15 protein-coding genes are annotated in these 20,983 nt (G+C 51.0%); 4 read left to right on the top strand and 11 right to left on the bottom strand.

Going from position 1 to position 20,983, the window contains the following annotated elements; translation table 11 throughout:
* Nucleotides 1-30: 30 nt before the first annotated feature.
* The 4 genes from phnD to SE15_RS06110 form a co-directional block, all read right to left on the bottom strand.
* On the bottom strand, nt 31-1,074 hold the full coding sequence (gene phnD / locus SE15_RS06125) for a phosphate/phosphite/phosphonate ABC transporter substrate-binding protein (protein ID WP_054521191.1): 1,044 nt from the start codon (nt 1,072-1,074) through the stop codon (nt 31-33).
* Nucleotides 1,075-1,346: 272 nt separating this feature from the next.
* On the bottom strand, nt 1,347-3,227 hold the full coding sequence (locus tag SE15_RS06120; protein ID WP_152965561.1) for a DUF4914 family protein: 1,881 nt from the start codon (nt 3,225-3,227) through the stop codon (nt 1,347-1,349).
* Nucleotides 3,228-3,279: 52 nt separating this feature from the next.
* Entirely contained in the window at nt 3,280-4,332 is a 1,053-nt protein-coding gene (asd, locus tag SE15_RS06115; protein WP_054521189.1) for an aspartate-semialdehyde dehydrogenase, read from the bottom strand.
* Between the two features lie 16 nt (nt 4,333-4,348).
* Entirely contained in the window at nt 4,349-5,770 is a 1,422-nt protein-coding gene (locus SE15_RS06110) for an aspartate kinase (protein WP_236689983.1), read from the bottom strand.
* Nucleotides 5,771-6,156: 386 nt separating this feature from the next.
* Here SE15_RS06110 and SE15_RS06105 point away from each other — a divergent pair, with 386 nt between their 5' ends.
* On the top strand, nt 6,157-7,878 hold the full coding sequence (locus SE15_RS06105) for an ABC transporter permease (protein ID WP_054521187.1): 1,722 nt from the start codon (nt 6,157-6,159) through the stop codon (nt 7,876-7,878).
* Between the two features lie 6 nt (nt 7,879-7,884).
* Nucleotides 7,885-9,198: an ABC transporter ATP-binding protein gene (locus tag SE15_RS06100; RefSeq protein WP_054521186.1), complete on the top strand. Its 1,314-nt coding sequence runs from the start codon at nt 7,885-7,887 to the stop codon at nt 9,196-9,198.
* 74 nt (nt 9,199-9,272) lie between these two features.
* Here the strand turns inward: SE15_RS06100 and SE15_RS06095 are convergent, their stop codons facing one another.
* Nucleotides 9,273-9,887, bottom strand: coding sequence for a TetR/AcrR family transcriptional regulator (locus SE15_RS06095; RefSeq protein ID WP_054521185.1), 615 nt, complete (start codon nt 9,885-9,887; stop codon nt 9,273-9,275).
* A gap of 180 nt (nt 9,888-10,067) precedes the next feature.
* On the opposite strand from SE15_RS06095, the gene SE15_RS06090 reads away from it, so the two are divergent.
* The gene (locus SE15_RS06090) at nt 10,068-10,454 is read left to right on the top strand and encodes a DoxX family membrane protein (RefSeq protein ID WP_054521184.1); all 387 of its coding nucleotides are present in this window, start codon (nt 10,068-10,070) and stop codon (nt 10,452-10,454) included.
* A 209-nt stretch (nt 10,455-10,663) separates the two neighbouring features.
* The gene (locus SE15_RS06085; RefSeq protein WP_054521183.1) at nt 10,664-11,707 is read left to right on the top strand and encodes a CAP domain-containing protein; all 1,044 of its coding nucleotides are present in this window, start codon (nt 10,664-10,666) and stop codon (nt 11,705-11,707) included.
* A 13-nt stretch (nt 11,708-11,720) separates the two neighbouring features.
* On the opposite strand, the gene SE15_RS06080 is transcribed toward SE15_RS06085, so the two are convergent.
* From SE15_RS06080 to SE15_RS06055, 6 genes are all read right to left on the bottom strand, one after another.
* Nucleotides 11,721-13,151, bottom strand: coding sequence for a peptidase S8 (locus SE15_RS06080; RefSeq protein WP_054521182.1), 1,431 nt, complete (start codon nt 13,149-13,151; stop codon nt 11,721-11,723).
* 75 nt (nt 13,152-13,226) lie between these two features.
* Complete coding sequence (locus SE15_RS06075; RefSeq protein ID WP_201778057.1) at nt 13,227-14,249, bottom strand: uroporphyrinogen decarboxylase/cobalamine-independent methonine synthase family protein; 1,023 nt, start codon at nt 14,247-14,249, stop codon at nt 13,227-13,229.
* A 45-nt stretch (nt 14,250-14,294) separates the two neighbouring features.
* Nucleotides 14,295-16,466: a sensor domain-containing diguanylate cyclase gene (locus SE15_RS06070; protein ID WP_160316674.1), complete on the bottom strand. Its 2,172-nt coding sequence runs from the start codon at nt 16,464-16,466 to the stop codon at nt 14,295-14,297.
* A 298-nt stretch (nt 16,467-16,764) separates the two neighbouring features.
* Entirely contained in the window at nt 16,765-17,463 is a 699-nt protein-coding gene (locus SE15_RS06065) for a response regulator transcription factor (RefSeq protein WP_054521180.1), read from the bottom strand.
* Nucleotides 17,453-19,558, bottom strand: a complete 2,106-nt coding sequence (locus tag SE15_RS06060) for an ATP-binding protein (protein ID WP_269082265.1) — start codon at nt 19,556-19,558, stop codon at nt 17,453-17,455. Before SE15_RS06060 ends, SE15_RS06065 begins: the two co-directional genes overlap by 11 nt.
* A gap of 320 nt (nt 19,559-19,878) precedes the next feature.
* Entirely contained in the window at nt 19,879-20,787 is a 909-nt protein-coding gene (locus tag SE15_RS06055; protein WP_152965547.1) for a hypothetical protein, read from the bottom strand.
* Nucleotides 20,788-20,983: the final 196 nt, after the last annotated feature.

Below are 20,983 nucleotides of genomic sequence, written 5' to 3'. Positions count from 1 at the left end.
CTCCCACCCCCTACCAGCTTTTCTTCACACCTATTTCACCAATGAGGTAACATCAACCCCCGAAGCCTCAAGGTAAACCCGGAATTCATCGTAGAATGTATCATCCACAACCTTAAGCCCTTCGATCTGGTAAACCGCCTTCAGGGCTGCCTTGCCCTCTTCGGTTTCTGCGATCTTCAAAAAGGCCTCATTGAGTTTAGCCCGCATGTCCTCGGGTACTGTGGGGGCGTAGGAAACATTATCATTCGGGATAACCGGATCTGTGCGCCAAATCACCACGATTTTATCCATTACGTCCGGCAAATCCTTCTGCAGGGCTGATGATGTGCGAGCATCAATGAAGGTAGCTCCAAAATCGCAGATGCCCTTCGCATAGAGCGCCCGTACCACTGTGGGATGTCCCTGGACAAACGCAGCTGCCTGGGTCTTGATCCCATATTTGTTTAAAAAGCCCACTGGAATGACATACCCTGAAGATGAGAGAGGATCCGTCCAGCACGGCTTCTTACCCTCAAATTGGGCCAGAGCGGTCGCCGCATCGGCAGTATTCTGGTTGGTCTGGGGGTCAAAGTACGGGGTGAAGCCGCTATCCACATGGGCAATGAACTGTGCCCCATAATGATCTGCACCAAAGCGCAATGTAATTAACCCCACATCGGCATAGCCTTTTTGATGGGCCACTACATAGGCAAATGGTGGCAACCACCCAATATGGGCATTACCCGCTCCCATGGCTTCCACCAATGCCCCGTAAGAGTTCGGGACAGTTGTTTTGATGGTGTAACCCGTTAGATCAGAAAGTTGTTTCGCGATGGCTTCGCCGCTAGCGATCAACTCCTGAGCCGTGGCAGAAGGTGCTAGTGCCATAATAATCGGGTTTTCAGGACTGCCCAGCGGCACTGCTGTGGGCTCCGGAGTTGCTGTCGGCTGAGGCGGGGTCGTGGGTATCTCCACCTGAGTGGGAGGCTGTGTAGGTTCTGGGGTTGGCGTAGCCGCTGGCTGGCAAGCCGTCAGAGCCATCGCCAGGACAACCAGAACCCCTAGGACAAATTGGAGAAAGCGCGTTCCCTTCATAAGACCTCCTTATGAGAAAGTTGTGGGGATTAGAAAGAAAACGGGCAGCTCTTCACGTTAGTGGACTTTTAGGTTTTCTCTCTCAAACAAACCATCCTGATCCAAGAACTGCCCAATCTATATTGAGTTTACCACTATCCTGGAATAAGGAATGTAAAATCCATCTTATGAAGTTGTTAATAACTTTCCCATGACACTTGACATGAAACCTCCGAAATCCACTTGCGCAGATTCCGGAGGTTCGCTTTTGTTAGGCCCCTGACCTCACTGCTTCATTCCATAGGGGTCAATAGCAAATAATCTTCCAGCGCCCCACCATCCAGGCAACATTGAATAATCTGACGACCCAGCGGGTCCAGGTCGGGCTTAAGAAAATCTTGCAGGCAGCGGCGGAAGAAATCTTCAAGAATTTTTGCCCCTTGATCATATCCCTCAGCACCTACTTCCGGTTGCGTATCTACCTGCAGGAACCAGCGCGGAATTTGCTGGCCTTCCACGTGAAGGGTATGCATAGCATACCCTAAAAGGGCACATCGTGCTGGGCGGATTTGGTCGCCACGGAAGCGTGCACTCCCTCGCCGAGCCAGATACTCACGAGCAATCCATTGAGGCATAAATCCCACCCGCCAGGCACCAATGTGCTGATTGGGGATTAATACGTGTCGTGTACGGGGGTACTTGAGAATTTGTTCCAAAAGCAAGTTGGCCTGAGCAACTTTTCGCCCCGGTGCAAACGGCCAGTAGGAACCAACACCCTCACTGCTCATCCCTTCAGTATCTACAATACTGGGATTATCGTGCCCACGTGGCGCCACCAGCCGCCACAGCCAGGCCAGGGCGGGGGGGAGAAGATGAAACAGGCCAATAATGCCATAAGTAGGACGCTCGCGTGTACAAGGGGGCGTGCGAACACCAAAGGAGCGCACATCTACCGCCACGACCTCGTTCACCACATTGGGGATGATCTCACGCGGCACGACCACACGTGGATTGGGGCAGGGCTTCCCCGGTGCATCAAGGATATGTTCCCATATCAAGGCTCGACTACCGGGCACAGCGTCTATGTTTAAAAAGAGCAGCGGTTTGCTGGGTTGGGCTGTCAACCGCTCCAGGTAAGGATCCACTCCATAGCGGTCAATGTGATTAACTCGCACAAACCAGGCGCGTTCAGCGTCTATCAAGCGCAGTTTACCGTTAGGTTGTTGGATCGAGGGATGGCATAGCGCCATGTCATCACACACCGGATTGAGTTCGCAAGTGCGAGGAATCTGCAAATAGCGCCGCTCACCTGTTACCAGGTTTTCACCCAAAAGCAAACGGCCATCCGGCTCACGATGAACCTGTTCGAGCATCTCGCTCTTACCGCCCCCGCTTGCTCCTTCGTGCATGATAGTCAACACATTATCGTATGGAGTGATCACCTGAACGGTTGAGCAATGGGGTGCCACCCATCCCTCACGCTCCCCACTTTCAATTAGCACTCCGTAAATCCCTTTCTTCGCACTTGGGCCCGGATATAAGTTGAACGAGAAAATCTCATATACCTTATCTCCGCGATGATGTACCACGACCTGCTTGCCACCAAAGTAAATGTGGCGGAAAGTTGGTACACCAAACACAACCACCCGGGGTCTAAAACCTTCCGGTAATTGATCCGGCGGAATGATACCTTGAAGCATCGCCAATGCCAGCGCAAAGAAACCCGCATTCGCCGGCACTATGGCCAGTGCATCTGGCCCCATCCCAGGTCGCCCGGCAATAAAACCGAAAACTGCCAGTTCCTGGGATCTTAACCACGCTAAGGCTTCCTGCCGAATGGGGCCGAATTCTCGCCCAAAGCGTTCTTTAAAGCGCGGCTGATCTGTAGGACGATCATCGCCTACCACCAGTGAGTCAGGATCGCGGCGACGCATGTAGGGTTCAGTGTAATTAACCACTACTCCATTTCGGACCCGTGCCACCGTGGCTTCGACATAACGTCCCTTACCCGGTACCTCGTATGCAACTTCGTAGTAATTGCTTTCGGGGCCACCGCAGGCCAAATCAATCAGCATTTCGATTGAAGACCCGACGATAACCCTGGGAGCCGCAGATAATAGCTCAGCAACTTCCGGCGGTGGGTTAAAAACCTGCCAGCATGCTTCTTGGGTCATTGCTTCACCCGATTTCTTACCTTGCACCAACGCCTCACTCATGGTCTCCTCCTCAGGCTAGCCAACCAGCCCGCACAATCAATTCTGCGTTGTATATCGAGGCCCCCGCTGCGCCCCGAATCGTATTATGAGATAATATCACCATTTTTAAGTCCAGCACTTCATCAGCACGAATACGCCCCACTACGGTGCTCATCCCTCTTCCGGACATTCGATCTAAACGTGGCTGAGGGCGATCTTCCTCAAGACGCACCAGAATGGGGGGTCGTGGAGTGGAGGGTAAATCGGCAATGAACTCGGGAACCGTATATGTTTCAAGAACATGGATCGTTTCTTCCAACGTGGGTCGCGACTCACACTCAACTGTCAAGCAAACCATGTGCCCATCCAACACGGCCACCCGATTGGTTTGCGCCGAGATCACTATTGGGTGTAAAACGACCTGGCCATTTTGTAAAGTACCCAACATCTTACGCGGTTCCCAGGCCACTTTCTCTTCTTCACCACGGATGAAGGGGATTACATTATCTACAATTTCAAGAGAAGCCACCCCCGGATACCCGGCCCCAGAAAGCGCTTGCATGGAAACCGCAATTGCCCGTTTTACGCCAAATACCCGATCCAGTGCCTTCAGGACAACCGTCATGCCCGTGCTGGTGCAATTCGGGTTCGTCACAATGGCCCCCCGCCAGCCTCGTCGTCCCCTTTGCCAGTGTATTAATTCCACGTGCTCGGCATTGACCTCTGGCAGAAGCAAAGGGACATCTTCTTCCATACGATGAGCAGAGGCGTTGGAACACACCACACAGCCCTTCTGCGCCAGTTGGGGCTCCACCTCTAGAGCAACTTCGGCCGGCAACGCCGAGAAGGCTATCGGTTCATTCACAGCCTCAGCCGTTGTTGGCTGTAAAATCATCGTAGATGCCCAAGCCGGCATGGGGGTATCCAACAGCCAGCGACATCCCTCTCGGTAAGTCTTACCCACCGAACGATCTGAAGCACATAGCGTGGTTACCCGAAACCAGGGATGACCATCCAGGAGTTGGACAAACCGCTGCCCTACGACACCTGTGGCACCTAAGATAGCAACCGGGATGGGTTCCATAATTCACCTGCCGCCATTAGATCTTTATCAAATTGTGCAAAGCCCGCAGGCCTGCCTGTAGATCCTCAGCCTTCACTACCAGACTGATAGATACTTCGGAAGAGCCCTGGGCAATAGCAATCACATTGACCCCTTGAGCACCCAGCGCTCCAAAAACACGCCCTGCCACACCTGGTGTGTGCTGCATACCACTCCCGACTACGGTGAGAATAACCACCTCCTCGGAGGCCCAAATGCGATCAATATCCCGGCGCTTGATTTCGTTGGCAAATTCTTCCTCCAAGGCAGTCACAATCCGAGATGCCGTTTCCGCCGGAACCGCAAAGCAAATGGACTGCTCCGAAGAAGCCTGGCTAATCAGGGGAACGCTGGTACCTGTCCGCGCGACGGCGGTAAAGGTGCGAGCCGCAACACCAGGGACCCCTAACATACCTCGTCCTTCCACTGTGATCAAGCGTTGATTGCGCACGGCCGTTACCGCTTTAATCACCCCATCAAGAATCATTGGCGCATCACCAACAATCTCACTTCCAGGATGTGAAGGGTTAAAGGTGTTAAGAACCCGCAAGCGAATTCCGGCTTCAATGATAGGACGAATTGTCTTCGGGTGCAAAACCTTTGCTCCAAAGTAGGCAAGCTCAGCAACTTCCCGGTAAGTCAATCGTGGGACGGTCTGCGCCTCTGGGATAAGGCGAGGATCCGCTGTCATCACTCCATCTACATCCGTCCAAATCCACACTTCATTGGCATGCAAAGCGGCAGCCAGGATTGCCGCTGAGTAATCACTCCCACCTCGTCCCAGAGTGGTAGGAATACCCTCGGGTGTTGCCCCAATAAAACCGGTTACCACCGGGACCATACCCAGAGCTAGTAAAGGGCGCAGAAACGTCTCAACTTTCACCCGGGTTGCTTCCATGTCCGGATGAGCCGATTGAAATTGCGCGTCGGTGACAATTAGCTCCGTGGCATCCACAGCTTGGGCGGGTATCTCTACCGCGTTGAGAATTGCCGCTAGAACGCGCACACTCATCCGTTCCCCCATACCTGCCACAGCATCCAAGGCTCTCGGGGTAGCCTCACCCAAAACGGCAATAGCCTGCCATAAGGAAGCAAGACGTTGCAATAGATATTCAATAGATTGCAGGGCTTCTCGACGTCTTTCTTCCTCAGCAACAAAGGCTTCCAATAACGCCTGGTGCCGCGCACGCAGGTTGTTTATATTGGCCTCTATCTCGCTTTCGTCACCCTGTGCCACCTTAAAAGCCTGAGAGAGGAGTGCCTCCGTTACTCCGGCAAGTGCCGAAGCAACCACCACAACCGACGACCAGGATGAACGTGCTTCGCGAACAATATCCACCACTTGCTGTACCGCTAACACATCGCCAACGGAAGTACCCCCAAATTTCATTACCAATAGATTGCGGGAATGCTGGCTCACTGACATTGCCGCTCCTTTAGATAATTTATAAGGGAATTAAATTGGGGACTTCTTAAATTGTGGGCAATTATACGCATTTCTTCTCTTTTTGGGTATAGTTTAAGAGATTTCTAGATTTTTCTATCATCTTCCCCATGAGTTAGGGTGGGTTTCTTGGAGGGAAAGTTTCGATAATTACTTCTTGACAGTAGGTAGGGTTAGGGCTATATTTGTAACGTCTTCGAGAAACCAGAGATGGACGAGATTGTTGGTCTAGATTCTGATTATCATAGTTGCACCCTGCTCCCGCATGACATAAGCGGTTGAAGCCGGGCGAGGTCATTTTCTATTAGCCACCTCACGCCCCGCACTTCAACCCGTGCGGGGCGCACGTTTCAGGAGGTGGCATGGCAAACCTTCGAGACCTGCTCCTGCCTAAACCGCGTGAGGAACGCCTCTTCACTCTCGGAGATGCCATTGTTCTAGTTCTGATCGCCGTCTTGCTCTATGCTGGCGTTGTCCTCGCAGTCAAGGCGCCCCCCAGTGTCAAGGGACCTTCCATATCGTTAGAACCAGGCGCTCTTCCCTGGTACACCCTGCTCTCAGTAGGGCGAATGGCAGCTGCTTACGCCCTTTCGCTCCTTTTTACCCTTTTATATGGGCGCGCTGCCGCTTACAACAAACGCGCAGAGCGCCTGCTGATGCCATTGCTGGATGTTTTGCAAAGCGTTCCCATCTTATCCTTTCTCCCTGTTGTCTTGCTGAGCCTGAGCGCGATTTTACCCGAAGCGTTAGCAGCCGAACTCGCTTCGATTGTCCTAATCTTTACCAGTCAGGTGTGGAACATGACCTTCGGCTGGTACCAATCCTTGACCACCATCCCCAAGGAACTTAACGAAGCCAGCAAAATCTTTCGACTCAATACCTGGCTGCGTTTCCGTTTTTTGGAATTGCCTTTTGGAATGATCACCCTGATCTGGAATAGTATGATGAGCTGGGCGGGTGGATGGTTCTTTTTGATGGCCGCCGAAATTTTTACCGTTGGTGAACGCGATTTTCGCCTTCCGGGTTTGGGCTCCTACCTCCAAGAAGCAGCCAACCAGGGCAACTTGCAGGCAATCCTCTGGGGATTGATCACTTTAATTCTGACCATTGTCGTGCTGGACCAACTCATTTGGCGTCCCCTCCTCGCCTGGTCGGACCGCTTCAAACTGGAAATGGTGGAAAGCGACAACCCACCCACCTCATGGTTTTTTGACCTGCTTAACAGTGCACGGCTGACCAACTGGTTCCACGATCACGTACTCTCCCCCCTCACGGAGCGTATTGATTTGTGGATGGTACGCCGCTATCCAATGCGTGATCATGAAGGCCAGGTAGCTCAGCCATTCACGCCCACCATTTTGCTAGGAATTCTCTTGGTCGGGGGTCTGCTTTACGGGGGATTTCGAACCGGCCAGATGCTATTGAGCCTGCCAGTAGATCAATGGTTGGCCATTGGAATAGGAGTCGGCGCAACTCTCATACGCGTCTTGATCGCATTGCTGATCGCCCTGGTTTGGACGATCCCGGTTGGGGTTGCAATTGGCACACAGCCGCGCCTGGCAACGCTGCTTCAACCCATTGTTCAAATCGCCGCGTCTGTGCCCGCAACGGCCATTTTCCCGGTCATTTTGCTTTTCTTCCTTGCTCTTCCTGGTGGACTCAATCTGGCCGCAATTCTCTTGATGCTCATGGGAACACAGTGGTACCTGCTTTTCAACATTATTGCTGGTGCTTCAGCCATTCCTCAGGATCTAAAATTCACCTCAGCCTTGTTGCGTCTGACGTCTTGGCAACGCTGGCGCACTCTCATTCTCCCGGCTATTTTCCCCTATCTGGTGACAGGTGCCATTACCGCCAGTGGGGGAGCATGGAACGCCAGCATTGTTGCCGAATACGTTACCTTTGGTGGAGCGACTCATTCAACCGTTGGTATTGGAGCGCTGATCGCCCAGGCTACGGTCCATGGAGATTATGCCCTACTCCTGGCCGCCACTCTGTCCATGGTGCTCACCGTTGTCCTGATTAACCGCTTGTGGTGGCGACGGCTATACCTCATCGCTGAAGAAAAATATCGTATGGAGTAAGAGACCATGACCGACCAAAAACCTTTGCTCCAACTCATCCATGTTCAACAACTCTACACAAGCGGCCGACGCCAATTTGTGGCGGTCCAGGATGTCAATCTAACCATCAACGAAGGCGAATTTGTTGCTCTGTTGGGGCCCTCGGGTTGCGGCAAAAGCACTCTCCTACGCATCATCACGGGCCTCCGGAGACCCTCCGAGGGACGGGTGCTTTATCGGGGCATTCCTCTGGAAGGCGTGAACCCATATGCGACCATCGTCTTTCAGACTTTTGCCCTCTTCCCCTGGCTAACGGTCCAGGAGAATGTCGAACTGGCTCTGCGCGCTCGCGGTGTGCCTGCTGAAGAACGCAAACCTCGCGCACTGGATCTCATTGATCGGGTGGGCCTGGACGGATTTGAAACCGCTTATCCGCGTGAACTATCGGGAGGGATGCGGCAAAAAGTTGGCTTTGCTCGAGCTATGGCCGTAGAACCGGAATTGCTTTGCCTGGATGAACCTTTCTCTGCCCTAGACGTGCTCAGTGCCGAGAGTCTACGCGGTGAACTTCTAGAGCTCTGGCTTAGTGGCAAAATCCCCACCCGCGCCATTTTAATGGTGACCCATAACATTGAAGAGGCCATCCTAATGGCAGACCGTTTGATCATTATGGATAAAGACCCCGGTCGTATCGTAGCTGAAATGCCAATTGCCCTGTTCCATCCACGGCAGCGCAAGTCTCCTGAATTCCAGGATCTGGTGGATCAAGTCTATGCGCTTCTGGCGGGCCAGACCCAACCAGAGCCTATCGAACTGGGCTCAGCCCCTGGGGAACCAGGCAGAACCCGCGCCCTACCCCAGATTACCATTAACGACCTGGCCGGTTTCCTGGAATATCTGAACGAACAACCCAATTATCGAGCCGACATTTTCCATCTTCCTGAAGATCTTGGCGTGGATTCGGATCACATCCTTCGCCTAACTGAAACCGCTGAGTTGCTTGGTTTCGCAACCATTGAAAAGGGTGATATTCAACTGACCCCACTGGGCGAAACTTTTGCCCAGGCCAGTATTTTGGCGCGCAAGGAAATTTTTGCCACACGCATCCGCCGATTGCCTCTAATGCGGTGGCTGTTGAATTTGCTAAGGCGCGCTGAAGAAAATACGCTGGATTGGGAAGTGGTGCGTACCGCCCTGGAACTCGAGTTCCCCCCTGACGAGGCTGAACGTCAGCTAGATATTCTAATAGATTGGGGCCGTTACGCCGAGCTCCTCGCTTACGATGACAACCGGGGTCTGCTTACTTTGGAACCCGCTTCGGTGCCTGAACGGGCCATGTAGAATTCTGCTTTTGAAAAGATTGCCTGATTTACAATCCAACTATCTGCAAGCCCATCCTTCCAAAAACCGAGAATTCAGTTGGAGGCGATAGAGACATCCTCGCTTTTCTCACCCAATAACACCGCTATGAGGGGAAAGGCGCTGGCTACATAGGTCTCTACTGGTGGAATGGGTTTTATCTGATAACGCTGGTAGGCCAGACCATAAATCGCCCAGCTGACCACTGTAGCAACTTGATCAGGGGTGCTCTTAACCACTAAGTGAGAACTATTATCACGCAACCAATGCAGAACTAGCTCACGGATTTGTTCTCGAATCTGACTTTCTATTAATGCATGAAACTGCTGATCAGCATTCTTGCAATTCCTAGCACGCCTCTCAACAAACTCACACACGGTGAGCATAAGAGTGTGCAAATTCTCAGCACTGTAATGACAAGCACTTAATACCCTTGCTTCCAGTTCCTCGCGAAATGTCTCGCGTATCGCATAACTCAGAAGGTCATACTTGCTCGTAAAATGGGCATAAAAGGTGGCCCGGTTGATCCCGGCCCGTGCTGTAATGTCCTGAACGGTTATCGCCTGAAATCCCTTTTCTGCAAGTAATTCCCAAAACGCTTGGCGGATCCACTTACGGGTACGCATAACCCGAGGATCCACTTTCTTTGTCGAGTCTGGAAAAGACAACATCTTTGGCTCCTTGTTGATTACTCAACATAATCCAAAATCTGACGATTGACAAAGATATTCAACATTAGTTTAATAATCAACAGTTATTGTGTATAGGGCCAATTATAACGTAGTTTCAAAGGCCCACAAACATTTACGTAATAACATACTCAAATAAATATTTTGCGGAGGTAAAGGTTCATGGAAACAGCGTTTCTTATCGGTCGGCTGATTGTTGGCTTGTATTATCTCTTCAATGCAGGCAACCACTTCTTCCAGGTAAAAGCCTTGAGTGGCTACGCGCAATCCAAAGGCATACCTGCGCCCAATATTGCCGTTCTGGGATCTGGCGTGCTCTTACTGATTGGGGGATTGAGCCTTCTTACCGGTTTTCAACCCACTTTGGGAGTTGCGGCTCTGGTGATATTTTTTATTCCTGTTACGTTTACCATGCACGCCTTCTGGAAAATCCAAGACCCCATGATGCGCACCATGGAAATGGTAAATTTCATGAAGAATCTGGCGCTAATGGGATCCTCGCTGATGTTCCTGGCAATTCCCCAGCCCTGGCCCTATAGCCTCTTTTAGATCTTATCTGGTAGGGTATTGAAAGGCGCAAGCGACTCAAGTAGGATGAGCCTTGCTTGCGCCTCTTTTTTTATTTAAACTTTCCAAGATCCTCATCCCTTTTTCGCACTACCCATTACTTTCTGAAACTCCTTTTAGATCAGAATGTACGATAAAAATTGCAGGGTATAATGTCCTTACATCATCCCCAAAGGGAGAATTTCTGCTTGATGCCCTTTCGTTCCAGAGCCAGACTCTATCTCATAGGGATCATTCTTTTTGTCTTGCTTGTTATCTTGGTGCCAGGCCCTCACCCAGCCACAGTGCTGGCTCAGAGCCCGCCGCCGGTTTACCTGCCTATCATCTTAAGCCCCGCACCTACCAACGTTAGTTATCCCCCCACCCCACCATGGCTGCAGTACTTGAACCAATACCGCGCTCAAGCCAACCTACCTCCCCTCCAAGAAGAACCCGTCTGGAGTGACGGAGCCTGGAAGCACGCTCGCTATATGGTTAAAAACGACATTATTGTCCATGAGGAGGATCCTCAAAAGCCGTGGTATTCCCCAGATGGAGACATCGCAGGTCGTAATAGTAACGTTCTAATTAGCACATCGCTCGCTTTTTCTGAAACCCAGGCCATTGATCTGTGGATGCAGGGACCTTTTCATGCACTCGGCATTCTAGACCCCCGCCTCGAACGTACGGGCTTCGGGATTTACCATGAGAATATTGGTAGTTATAAGACCGGCGCCACCCTGGATGTGCTACGCGGACGCACAACGACACCCGCGTCTTCAATCCGCTACCCCATCCTCTGGCCTAGCGATGGGCAAACCACAGCCCTTGATCGTTACAATGGCAGCGAGTCTCCCAACCCTCTCACTTCATGTGGGTTTACGGCTCCCAGTGGGCTGCCAATCCTTATGCAGTTCGGCAGCGGTGAGCGGACTCCCAAAGTATTAGAGAGCGCCCTTTACAATGATCAAACTCACTCCCTGCCCCACTGTGTCTACACGGAAAGCACTTACTACAACCCTGACCTTGGCCAGCAAAATTTAGGACGCAACATCTTGAATACACGGGATGCGGTGGTACTCATCCCCCAGGCACCACTTCAAGCAGGTACTTATACCGTCTCCATAAAGGTTGATCTCGAAGGACAAATCTCGACATATACCTGGCGCTTCTCGGTCAATCCAACCTTAAAAGTTGGCTCCCAACAGGTAGAAGCCGAGGGTGAATCGCCGACACAGACAATGGTTGAACCCTAGCCCGTTCCAAGGCTCAGGGCGAACAAACATCGAGCGGTGCTTCCACCTGGCCGGGGCTATTCACCAGTAGCGCCCGATAAGCATTCAGGCGCCCGGGCTGCCACCAATTTTTCGCAATAAACGGCAGGAATAACTGCCAGGGCCCCGTTGGCTGATCTACCGAGAAGGTGGAATTTGCATCCTGAAAGCTGGTGATACTCATCAAATAAGCCGTGTCGGCAGTATAACGCAAAGCCCACCACACCTCGGTATTGCGCCAAGCAGGGTTTCGGCTCCACAATAGTCCTGCTACCCCCGTCACGTGAGGGGCTGCCATGGAGGTCCCCGATAAGGAGCCATATCCATTCAATGGAACTGTGCTAACGATCCCCTCACCCGGTGCCAGCACGTCCAATCCCGGACCGCGCTGGGAGTACGTGGTTTCCCCATCATTCTGGTCAGTGGCGCCAACCGCAATCACGCGAGGCGATGCCGCTGGGTACATCATGGTGGTCTTTTTCCCCGAGTTGCCGCTAGCCGCAACAATCAGGACCCCTTTCTCAAAAGCGCCATTGATTGCCTGTGCAAGGGTTTCAGAACAGGACGCCCCCCCCAGACTTAGGTTAATGATTTTCGCACCTTGATTAACAGCATAATTTATTCCTTGCGCCACTGTCGCATCCGAGCCGAAGCCTTGGCTATCAAGTACTTTTATTGGCAAAATCCGACATTGTGGACACACCCCCGCTATTCCTATACCATTATTTGTGGCAGCCGCGGCAGTCCCAGCCACGTGAGTGCCGTGACCATGATCGTCCATGGCATCATTATCGTTGTTGATAAAATCGTAATCTTTGTCCTGGATCACCTTGCTGGCTAGGTCCGGATGGGTGTAATCCACACCTGTATCCAAGACCGCAATGATTACTTCAGATCGCCCCTGAGAAATTTCCCAAGCCTTGGGCATCTGGACTTTTTGTAAGGCCCATTGATTATTCCAATTTGGGTCATTGGGGATAAAATCGAGAGCCCGATACACGTGGTTGGGCTCCGCATATTCGATGAATTCTTGCTGGCGGTAGAAACGCAGTACACCTTCCAGCTCAGTCCCTGGCGGCAATTTCACGCGAAAAACCCGCGCCAGAGCCCCACTCGCGGCTTGTCCCTCTAATGCTCCTATTCCCGGCCGGATCAGCGGTTCCAGGCTTTGGACTTGTAAAGTCCTGTTCACCCGATCCAGGGCCGGTAATCCCGTATGAGTAGGCCGGAGATCCTGAAGACGCATAGAGGGCAGGTAGCCCGGTTTTACTGAAATCAGGACCTCGTCCGGGACGATGTTCTCACCATATGACGATGTCCCCGAAGATCCTTTGTCGACCCCACCCGGCGGCATGCCCACAAAGGCAATTGAGGAAAACAAAAGCACTACCAATAAAAGGAGAGTCATCCAGGGATAGCGCAACATGACCTAATTTTACCTCGTACTGGCATGAGGGATGATGATTGAGATGACTATCCCTGTGTGCTGACGAGATACTGGCTACACGAAACCCAACTGACGACGCACCAGGTGCGCTCCTGCAACCATGGCCTGAAGTTTAGCCTTGGCTGCCCAACGTGCCGTTTGACTGAAACCACAATCAGGGACGATTACCAAACGTTCAGGTGGAATAAACTTCAATAGCGTCCGAATGCGCTCAGCAATATCTTCAGGAGTTTCAATATAATAGTTTTTGACATCCACTACTCCCGCCGCCAGCGTTTTTCCCGCAATCGCTATTTCTCGGGCAATTTCCACTTCCGCCATCTCCCGATTTGCAAATTCCAGCGCCAGTTCATCCACGTTGGCCTCCAAAATGCTGGGAAAGATGGGCTTGTAGTGCCGGCGGGCAACTGGGCGCCCCATGAAATTCCCGAAGCAAAGATGAAGTCCTTTCCGCACATGGATTCCATCCAGAGTCCGCGTGAGCAGATCTAGAAACACTTTGGAATCACCCCCATGCACCGCCATACTGGGTTCATCGAGCTGTATGAACTCTGCGCCTGCCTGAACAACAGCACGCAATTCTGCATTAATAATATCGGCTAAGGCATAGGCTACGTCCACCCGGTCGTGATACACCTTCCCAGGCAAGATCCGCCCGGCCAGCGTGAAGGGTCCCGGACAGGTTACCTTAAGTAACCTCTGGGTTCGCTGACACGCGTAAGTAAATTCAGCCACTATCCCTAGACCCTCAGGAGCAACAAGGGGCTCTACGGCTTCGTACCGCTCCCGTTGATCATGCCCCGGAACGCCTAAACGTCGCTCCGGTGCCAATTCCCGCACTCCCTCTAAACGCCCATAGAAGCCGGCAGTGAAGAATCCCAGCCGCCGCATCTCGCCATCAGTCGGGATATCCACCCCCGCCTCTTCCTGTTCACGTAATGCCCAATCTACAGCATCATTAAGGGTTTCCTCAACGTCCCGAGAACCGAACTCGCCGCGCCGAATTGCTTCCACCGCCCAAACAAACCACGAAGGCCAGGCATAACTGCCAATGACACTGGTTGTTAACGGCTTCATCTCCACCACTGTTCCTCCTATCCCAGTTCCTCGATTGCAGATTATTCATTCCAGAGGGTTCCAAAGCATGACCTGATTCTTACCCTTTTGTTTGGCCTGGTTCAAAGCCCGATCAGCAAGTTCCACGAGTCGTTCCAGAGAGGTATACTCCCCTTCAAAGGCGGCTACTCCCTGGCTAATCGAAATAGGAACCGATTTTCCATCAGTTGAGAGAGAAATCGCCTCAGCAGCACCTCGAAGGCGTTCGGCGATTTGTAATGCTTGTTCACGTGAAGCCTCAGGAAGTAAGATGATAAACTCGTCACCCCCATACCTTCCCACCACATCCATTTGACGTAGCAACCGCAAACAAACCTGTGCAACTTTTTGCAGAGCCAAATCTCCAACCGGATGACCATAGGTGTCATTAATGGGTTTCAGATTATCCACATCTAGAAGAATGATCGCGATTGGACGTTGATAGCGGCGACTTCGTTCGAATTCCATTCGCGCAATCTCAAAAAAATGGCGGCGGGTATAGAGACCCGTCAACGAGTCGCGGGTTGCCAGTCGTTGAGCCAGCTCAAAACGACGCACATTTTGGATGGCCACACTGATCTGCCGTCCTACAATTTCCACCAGGATACGATCCCTCTCTTGAAAAGTGCGCTGGGGAGAGAGTTTGAATAAATTAATAACCCCCAGCACCTCTTCTCCTGCTATGAGCGGCACCCCAAGATACGCATGGGCGCCCATCTGCACCCACTCTGCTAAAGCCTGCGGATGCTCAGCATACTCTCGCAACATCAACGAGGACTTACTTAAAAGGACTTCCCAAGCCACTCCCTGCCCCTTTGTCAGCCGGGTCTGAAATAGGGGACGCGGCGTGTTGAAAGAATTGGCAACGATTAGCACCTCATCTTCTGGGTTATACAGGTTTAATGTTCCCATATCAGCAGACACCAATTGCGTAGTCAGCCTCAACACAGCCTGCAACATATTCCCCATATCCGAGGTACCGCTGATCACCCGAGAGATTTCATTCAATCGTTGTTCGGCAACCAGTGCTTGGGCTACCTCATCAAACAACCGCGCATTTTGCCACACACGTGCAGCCGCCCGAGCATAGGCAAGAACCCACCTCAATTGTTCTTCGGTGTATACCAATGGCTCATTGCATCCCAATGAAAGAAAACCCACTACCTGGTCCTCAAAACAAATGGGCACCCCCATCCATGAGCGCACTCGGGGGTTGAGCTCTGGTGAAATCCACCCGGGTTCGGCAGTGGTATCCCGGAGTATGAGCGGCTTCCCTTCTTTCAGAATAGGTAAAAAGAAACTGGCTTTATCAATTTTGAGTGCTGGCAATGGAGGATTACGTAGAATGCGTCCGGATCCCTTCGTGGCCTCCCAAATCCGTACCACGACCAAATTATCTCCCCCCAACCATACAATGCTACCTATATCAAAGGGAATAATTTCATGCAGCAGTCCTAGGGTTCGATCCAATGTTACATCCCAATCCATAACAGAACTCAGTTCCAATGAGGCCTCGAACAGAGTGGTTGCCTTTTTACGAGCCTCCATTTCACGGCGCAATAGATCCGAAGCCGTTTTATTGGCCTCTTGACGCAAGAGCATGGCGCCCAAGAGCCCCGCGATCCCTCGCATAAAATAGATATCCTCTTTTGACCACAACCGTTCCTGACGACAATCATCAACTTGTAATATTCCCCACCAGTCCCCACGCACAAACACAGGCGCAACCATTAACGAACGGACATTTAAGGCACGCAAGATCGCACTCTGTCGAGCCGGAAGATCGCGCACATGAGCTTGTGATATTTCACCCCCCTTAAGTGAGTCTTCCCACAAATCCAACCCATGGGCCACCAAGGGACCCGTTTTTCCCCAGGCACCTAGGTCATGTGCCATATCTACTTCCTGCGCTTGCCAACCGTACTGACGGCGCATCAGTAAACGTCCTTCTCGAGAGAACAATGAAAAGAGAGATACACGGTCGGCTCCCAGGACCTCTCCCACTTGGCCCAACAAAAAGTTGATGCCTTCTTCAGGCAAATTTAACAAAGCCGGAAAAAAGTTAACCGAGTGAACCGTCTGCGTAGTAAAAGGATAGGCGGCTTGTTGGGTTTCCAGATCTTGCGCACAGCGTATTTCAAGTAAATAACCCGGTCTCCCCTGCCAAAACAGGTTCTGAAAACGGATTTCATACGGCATGTCACGTGGTTTCAAGTTGCATATGTTTACTGGCTGATCTATTTCGGCACAGCTGAGAATCCGCAAGTACTTTCTCAGGGGGGACCCTGCAGATTGTAGAAATTGCTCCGCCCACGGCGTCGAAAAAACAATCTGCCAATCAGGTGTTACAACCAATATGGGTTTATTCCAGCAGCCCCCCTCGCTGTATAACCATGCTTCTAAATAACTTTGCTCCAAATCCCGAATAGCAGTCTCTAGTGCAGCAAAATCTACCGACATTGCACCCCCCGGGTTAGTACGAATCATTTCCCCTCAATCATTGCTCACCAGGCCGTGAGAACCAATAACCCACTCCCCATTTATTGCGTATGTATTGAGGACACCCGGGGTCGTCTTCAATTTTTTCCCGTAAATATCGAATATAAAGGGACAGAGTGGGTACTGCGTCCACATACCCTTCCCCCCACACTCTGCGCAATAGCTCTTCGTGGGTCAACACCTTCCCGCGCTCCTTTACCAGACAGGCTAACAGTCGAAACTCTGTAGGCGTTAACCGAACGGGCCGTCCACCCCGATAAACCGCCTGCAGATTCAGATCAATTCGCAAATGACCATCATCAAAGACATCCGTTTGCTGTGAGCTCTCTTTACGCCCGCTTCGTTTTAGCAGAGCCTGAACCCGAGCCTCCAGTTCGCGCAGGCTGAAAGGTTTACGCATATAATCATCCGCCCCTGCATCAAATCCCCGCAAAACATCAGTATCCCGGCTCTTAGCGGTGAGAAACAAAATCGGCACATCGGTAAGGGCACGGAGGCGCCGACAAACCTCATAACCATCCACACGGGGCATCATAATGTCCAGAATAACAAGATCGGGGTGAGTCTCATATGCCAGACGTAGCGCTTCTTCCCCATCCTCGGCGCAATATACTGAAAAACCCTTCCGCTCAAGATTAAGCCGCACCAATTCATTAAGGGTTGGATCGTCATCAACCACCAGAATTTTAGGGTTCATGGCTCACCTCCTCGGCAATTGGAAGGGTGAAAGCAAAACAACTTCCTTTGCCGGGTTCGCTCTCTACCCATATTGTACCCTGCATCGCTTCAACAAGCATCTTGGCTACATACAAACCCACACCATGACCGTAAACCGTTTGAGCATCTCCCCCATCAACTCGATAAAACCGATCGAACAAATAAGGTTGATGCTCTGCCGCGATGCCTGGCCCTTGATCAATAACGCTGATTTGCGCCCACTTTTTTTCGGTTTGTTCAACCACGATTCGGATCGGACTTGCTTCAGGTGTGTATTTGATTGCGTTTTCGAGAAGATTATTCAAAATCGATGAGAGAGCGCGTTCATCAGCCAGCACCCAAACCGGTGCCGAAACACCCTCAACAAGGATTTCCCGCTCCGGGTTGATCAAACGCCAGTGAGCAACAATATCTGAGATCAGATAGTCCACCGGCATGGGGCGCAACTCAACCTTATACTCTTGGGCTTCCATAGCATACACATCCAATATATGGTCCAAAAAATCCGCAAGACGATCGCTTTCAGAGACCAGTAAACCAAGGTACTTTTCGTAGTCCTCGAGGTTATCGTCTCCTCGTATGCCCGAAAGGATGAGCTCTGCAACTGACCGAATCTTAGTTAATGGAGTACGCATTTCGTGGGAAAATGCAGAGATGAGGTCGTCTTGCAACCGGGTCAGCATCTCTCGCTCGGTAATATCTCGTATGATGAGCACCACGCTACGCTCCTCTAACTGGATCAACGGCGCCAGACTCAAGGAGGCTACTCGTCGCATACCACTTGGATGTCTCAAGGTCACGCTTTCTAAAAGCACGGGACGTTGATCTTTCAACACATGCTGAAGCGCGTCTCGAACACGTGCCTCAAAATCCTCGCCATCTATAATCGTGTAAATTGATTGCCCCACCAGAGAGTTTGAGTCCCAGCCGGTCTGAGCGCTTGCGGCTGGATTTGCCGATAAAATGATCCCATATTCATTTGTTATGATTAACCCTTCCGTCATTCCATTGACGATGAGGCTCAAACGGTGTTTCTCTTTCTCAATGGTTCTGAAAAGATGTGCGTTTTCCAAAGAAATTGCCGCATGGTCGGCAAGAAGAGATACTACCCATCGTGCAGTCTGATCAAAAGTTTTTTCTTCATCAGATTCAAGGACGATAACCCCCCAAAAAGTGTTACCCCTATGGATTGGAATCACTAATTGTCCCTTAGAAGTAGGGAAAAAATACAAAGGTTGAGCCGATTTAGCCTGTTGTCTGGTTTGACGATGGGGAGAATACATGGAACGCACCTGCCTAAGGCGTTCACTCACCCCCAACGATCTGTGAGATTCTCCTAATTGAGAAAAAAACCTCTCATCCTCGAGCAAGATGAGCCCCGCCTTTGCCTGACTCAGTGTCATTGCGACCTCAAGTGTGACCTCCACAATAGCCTGCGGATCCAAGAGCTCATTTAACTGCTGCGAGGCTTTCTGTATAATTCCCAACTGACGCACTCGTTGTTCTAAAGCCTGATCGGTAATGGTGTGCCACCCAGCCTGTTCTAGGGCTCTTTCACCCAATTCGGTCAAAGTTTCCAGGCGCATGACATCCCTTTGGTCAAAATAACCACTCTCTTTGTTCAGCAAAACCAAGATCCCCATTAACTCACCATCCGAACGCATTAGCGGAACACTTAATAGCGAGTGAACCGGGCAGGGCTTCACATCCTTCTCAACTTCCAAAAAGCCTTCCAGGACATCCAAATCATTCAAATAGACCGAATGGGGTTGCTCCTGCAACCATTTTGCCAGAGAGTCAGAATGTAAATTCAAAGAAAGGGATTCCCGCTTCCAATAACCACTCTCCGGGAAACCCACGATCTCCCATTCTCGGTTTACCGGATTTCGGACCAGGAATCCTCCACCCTCGGCAGGAACTTGCTTCTGAGCATACTGGAAAATCAGAATTAACACATCTTGCCAGTTCAGCGCTCGTCCCATCAATCTCATGCTGGCCTCAAGGGCGGTTTGCAATTCAGCGCGTCCCCGTAGCCCCTCCACGAGATCTCCTACCACTAGCGCCAGGGTCGCCATGACCAGTGTTATTCCTACCAATTCCACAGCTGGCATCGGACCTGGCATTACACTGTATAGTTGCACAGCACGAACCACAAAGGCAGTATCAAAAAAAAGGGCAACAAATAAAGCCGGTAAGGTGCCGTAAAAGAAAGCCACTAAAATTACCGGCAAGAGAGAAAAATAAAGCAAAGCACCTTGATTGGGGCTTCCAGGAATGACTTCCCCGCGAATTAACACTGCCATAACAGCACAAATTGAGAGCAGAGTAAGTCCCTCTCCCCAATGCCCCCGCATAGAGCCTAATCTTAATGGATCCCGGGAAACATTTTTGCGCATCAAGCCAACAATACCCATCCTGCTAGCAGGCTAAACCCAAGGTTAGATGCGATTCCGAAAGTTAAAGATCGCTCATGCAATCGCACATAGGTATTCAGTAATGCTAGGACCATGCGGTATCCTAGAAACACTACTGCCACGGGCACAGGCCAAAGCGTGAAAGTCAGAGGAAGCCATACCAAAAAACTCAGGGCAACACTTAAAACCAAGATACGATTTTTAGAAAAACCCGCCCTATCTCTAAATAACACAATTGCTCTGCCTCTTATGGCAAGTTCTTCAACTGGCGACAGAAGGGCTCCCACCACACTTCCCCACCAGATAACTTTCCATATACCTAAGGCATCAGCCCCCAAATACCCACTAAAAGGGAGAAAACCCAATACATAGATTAAGTGCCCCCCAAGTGCCAGACCTGCTAGTCCCCCTTCGATAGCATAAGCAAACCACAAACGCGGTTGGTATCCCAAAGCGCGAAGTTTCGAAGGCGCCCCCCATCCTGCACGAAAAATTAGCAATCCCGACACTAGGGGCATAAGCCCGATCCCCATAAAGCGCCAATCCAGTACGCTCAAAGAACCCTGTTGAGGAAAACTAAGCACCGCCGCAATAGTTAAAAGCAAAGCAATCAAAATCACAATTACGGAAAGCAATTGTACGTTTGGGCTTCCTTCCTCAATCAAATCTTTCAACCCAAAATGCAATAGAAAGGGCGAAAAGATCAGAACTCCTATGCTAATTTTCCACTGTACGCCTATATCATTAAACGCCAAGAAGATGAGCCCCCACAAAACCGCCAGCCCAATCGCCCCCACCAAGGCGCGCGATTCCCGCAAAATATCCCCAGGTTGTAACCTACGCGCCTCTTTCCATTTAGGATTTACCCTGGAGAATAACACATTTATCACTAAAAAACCTGCTCTTTCCTTTCACCCAAAACCCTCTTTATGACGATGATCAGTTGATGAACAATCATCTAAAAATCCAACCCTATTGTATACTGGCCTAGTCAAAATTATACCAGAATGAGAGCCTAAAATTGCTTTGCGTTTTGAAAAACACAAGGATAGAATATGAATATGTCATCAGAGGGGTTTGGGGAGC

This window comes from Thermanaerothrix daxensis, assembly GCF_001306145.1.
GTDB classification, from domain to species: Bacteria; Chloroflexota; Anaerolineae; order Anaerolineales; family Anaerolineaceae; genus Thermanaerothrix; species Thermanaerothrix daxensis.
This window is presented reverse-complemented; position numbering and strand designations above follow the sequence as displayed.

Bases quoted from the DNA above. Each gene is read 5' to 3' on its own strand.
- phnD (WP_054521191.1), bottom strand. From the start codon at position 1,074: ATGAAGGGAACGCGCTTTCTCCAATTTGTCCTAGGGGTTCTGGTTGTC.
- SE15_RS06120 (WP_152965561.1), bottom strand. From the start codon at position 3,227: ATGACCCAAGAAGCATGCTGGCAGGTTTTTAACCCACCGCCGGAAGTT.
- asd (WP_054521189.1), bottom strand. From the start codon at position 4,332: ATGGAACCCATCCCGGTTGCTATCTTAGGTGCCACAGGTGTCGTAGGG.
- SE15_RS06105 (WP_054521187.1), top strand. From the start codon at position 6,157: ATGGCAAACCTTCGAGACCTGCTCCTGCCTAAACCGCGTGAGGAACGC.
- SE15_RS06100 (WP_054521186.1), top strand. From the start codon at position 7,885: ATGACCGACCAAAAACCTTTGCTCCAACTCATCCATGTTCAACAACTC.
- SE15_RS06095 (WP_054521185.1), bottom strand. From the start codon at position 9,887: ATGTTGTCTTTTCCAGACTCGACAAAGAAAGTGGATCCTCGGGTTATG.
- SE15_RS06090 (WP_054521184.1), top strand. From the start codon at position 10,068: ATGGAAACAGCGTTTCTTATCGGTCGGCTGATTGTTGGCTTGTATTAT.
- SE15_RS06085 (WP_054521183.1), top strand. From the start codon at position 10,664: ATGCCCTTTCGTTCCAGAGCCAGACTCTATCTCATAGGGATCATTCTT.
- SE15_RS06080 (WP_054521182.1), bottom strand. From the start codon at position 13,151: ATGTTGCGCTATCCCTGGATGACTCTCCTTTTATTGGTAGTGCTTTTG.
- SE15_RS06075 (WP_201778057.1), bottom strand. From the start codon at position 14,249: ATGAAGCCGTTAACAACCAGTGTCATTGGCAGTTATGCCTGGCCTTCG.
- SE15_RS06070 (WP_160316674.1), bottom strand. From the start codon at position 16,466: ATGCCGTATGAAATCCGTTTTCAGAACCTGTTTTGGCAGGGGAGACCG.
- SE15_RS06065 (WP_054521180.1), bottom strand. From the start codon at position 17,463: ATGAACCCTAAAATTCTGGTGGTTGATGACGATCCAACCCTTAATGAA.
- SE15_RS06060 (WP_269082265.1), bottom strand. From the start codon at position 19,558: ATGGCGACCCTGGCGCTAGTGGTAGGAGATCTCGTGGAGGGGCTACGG.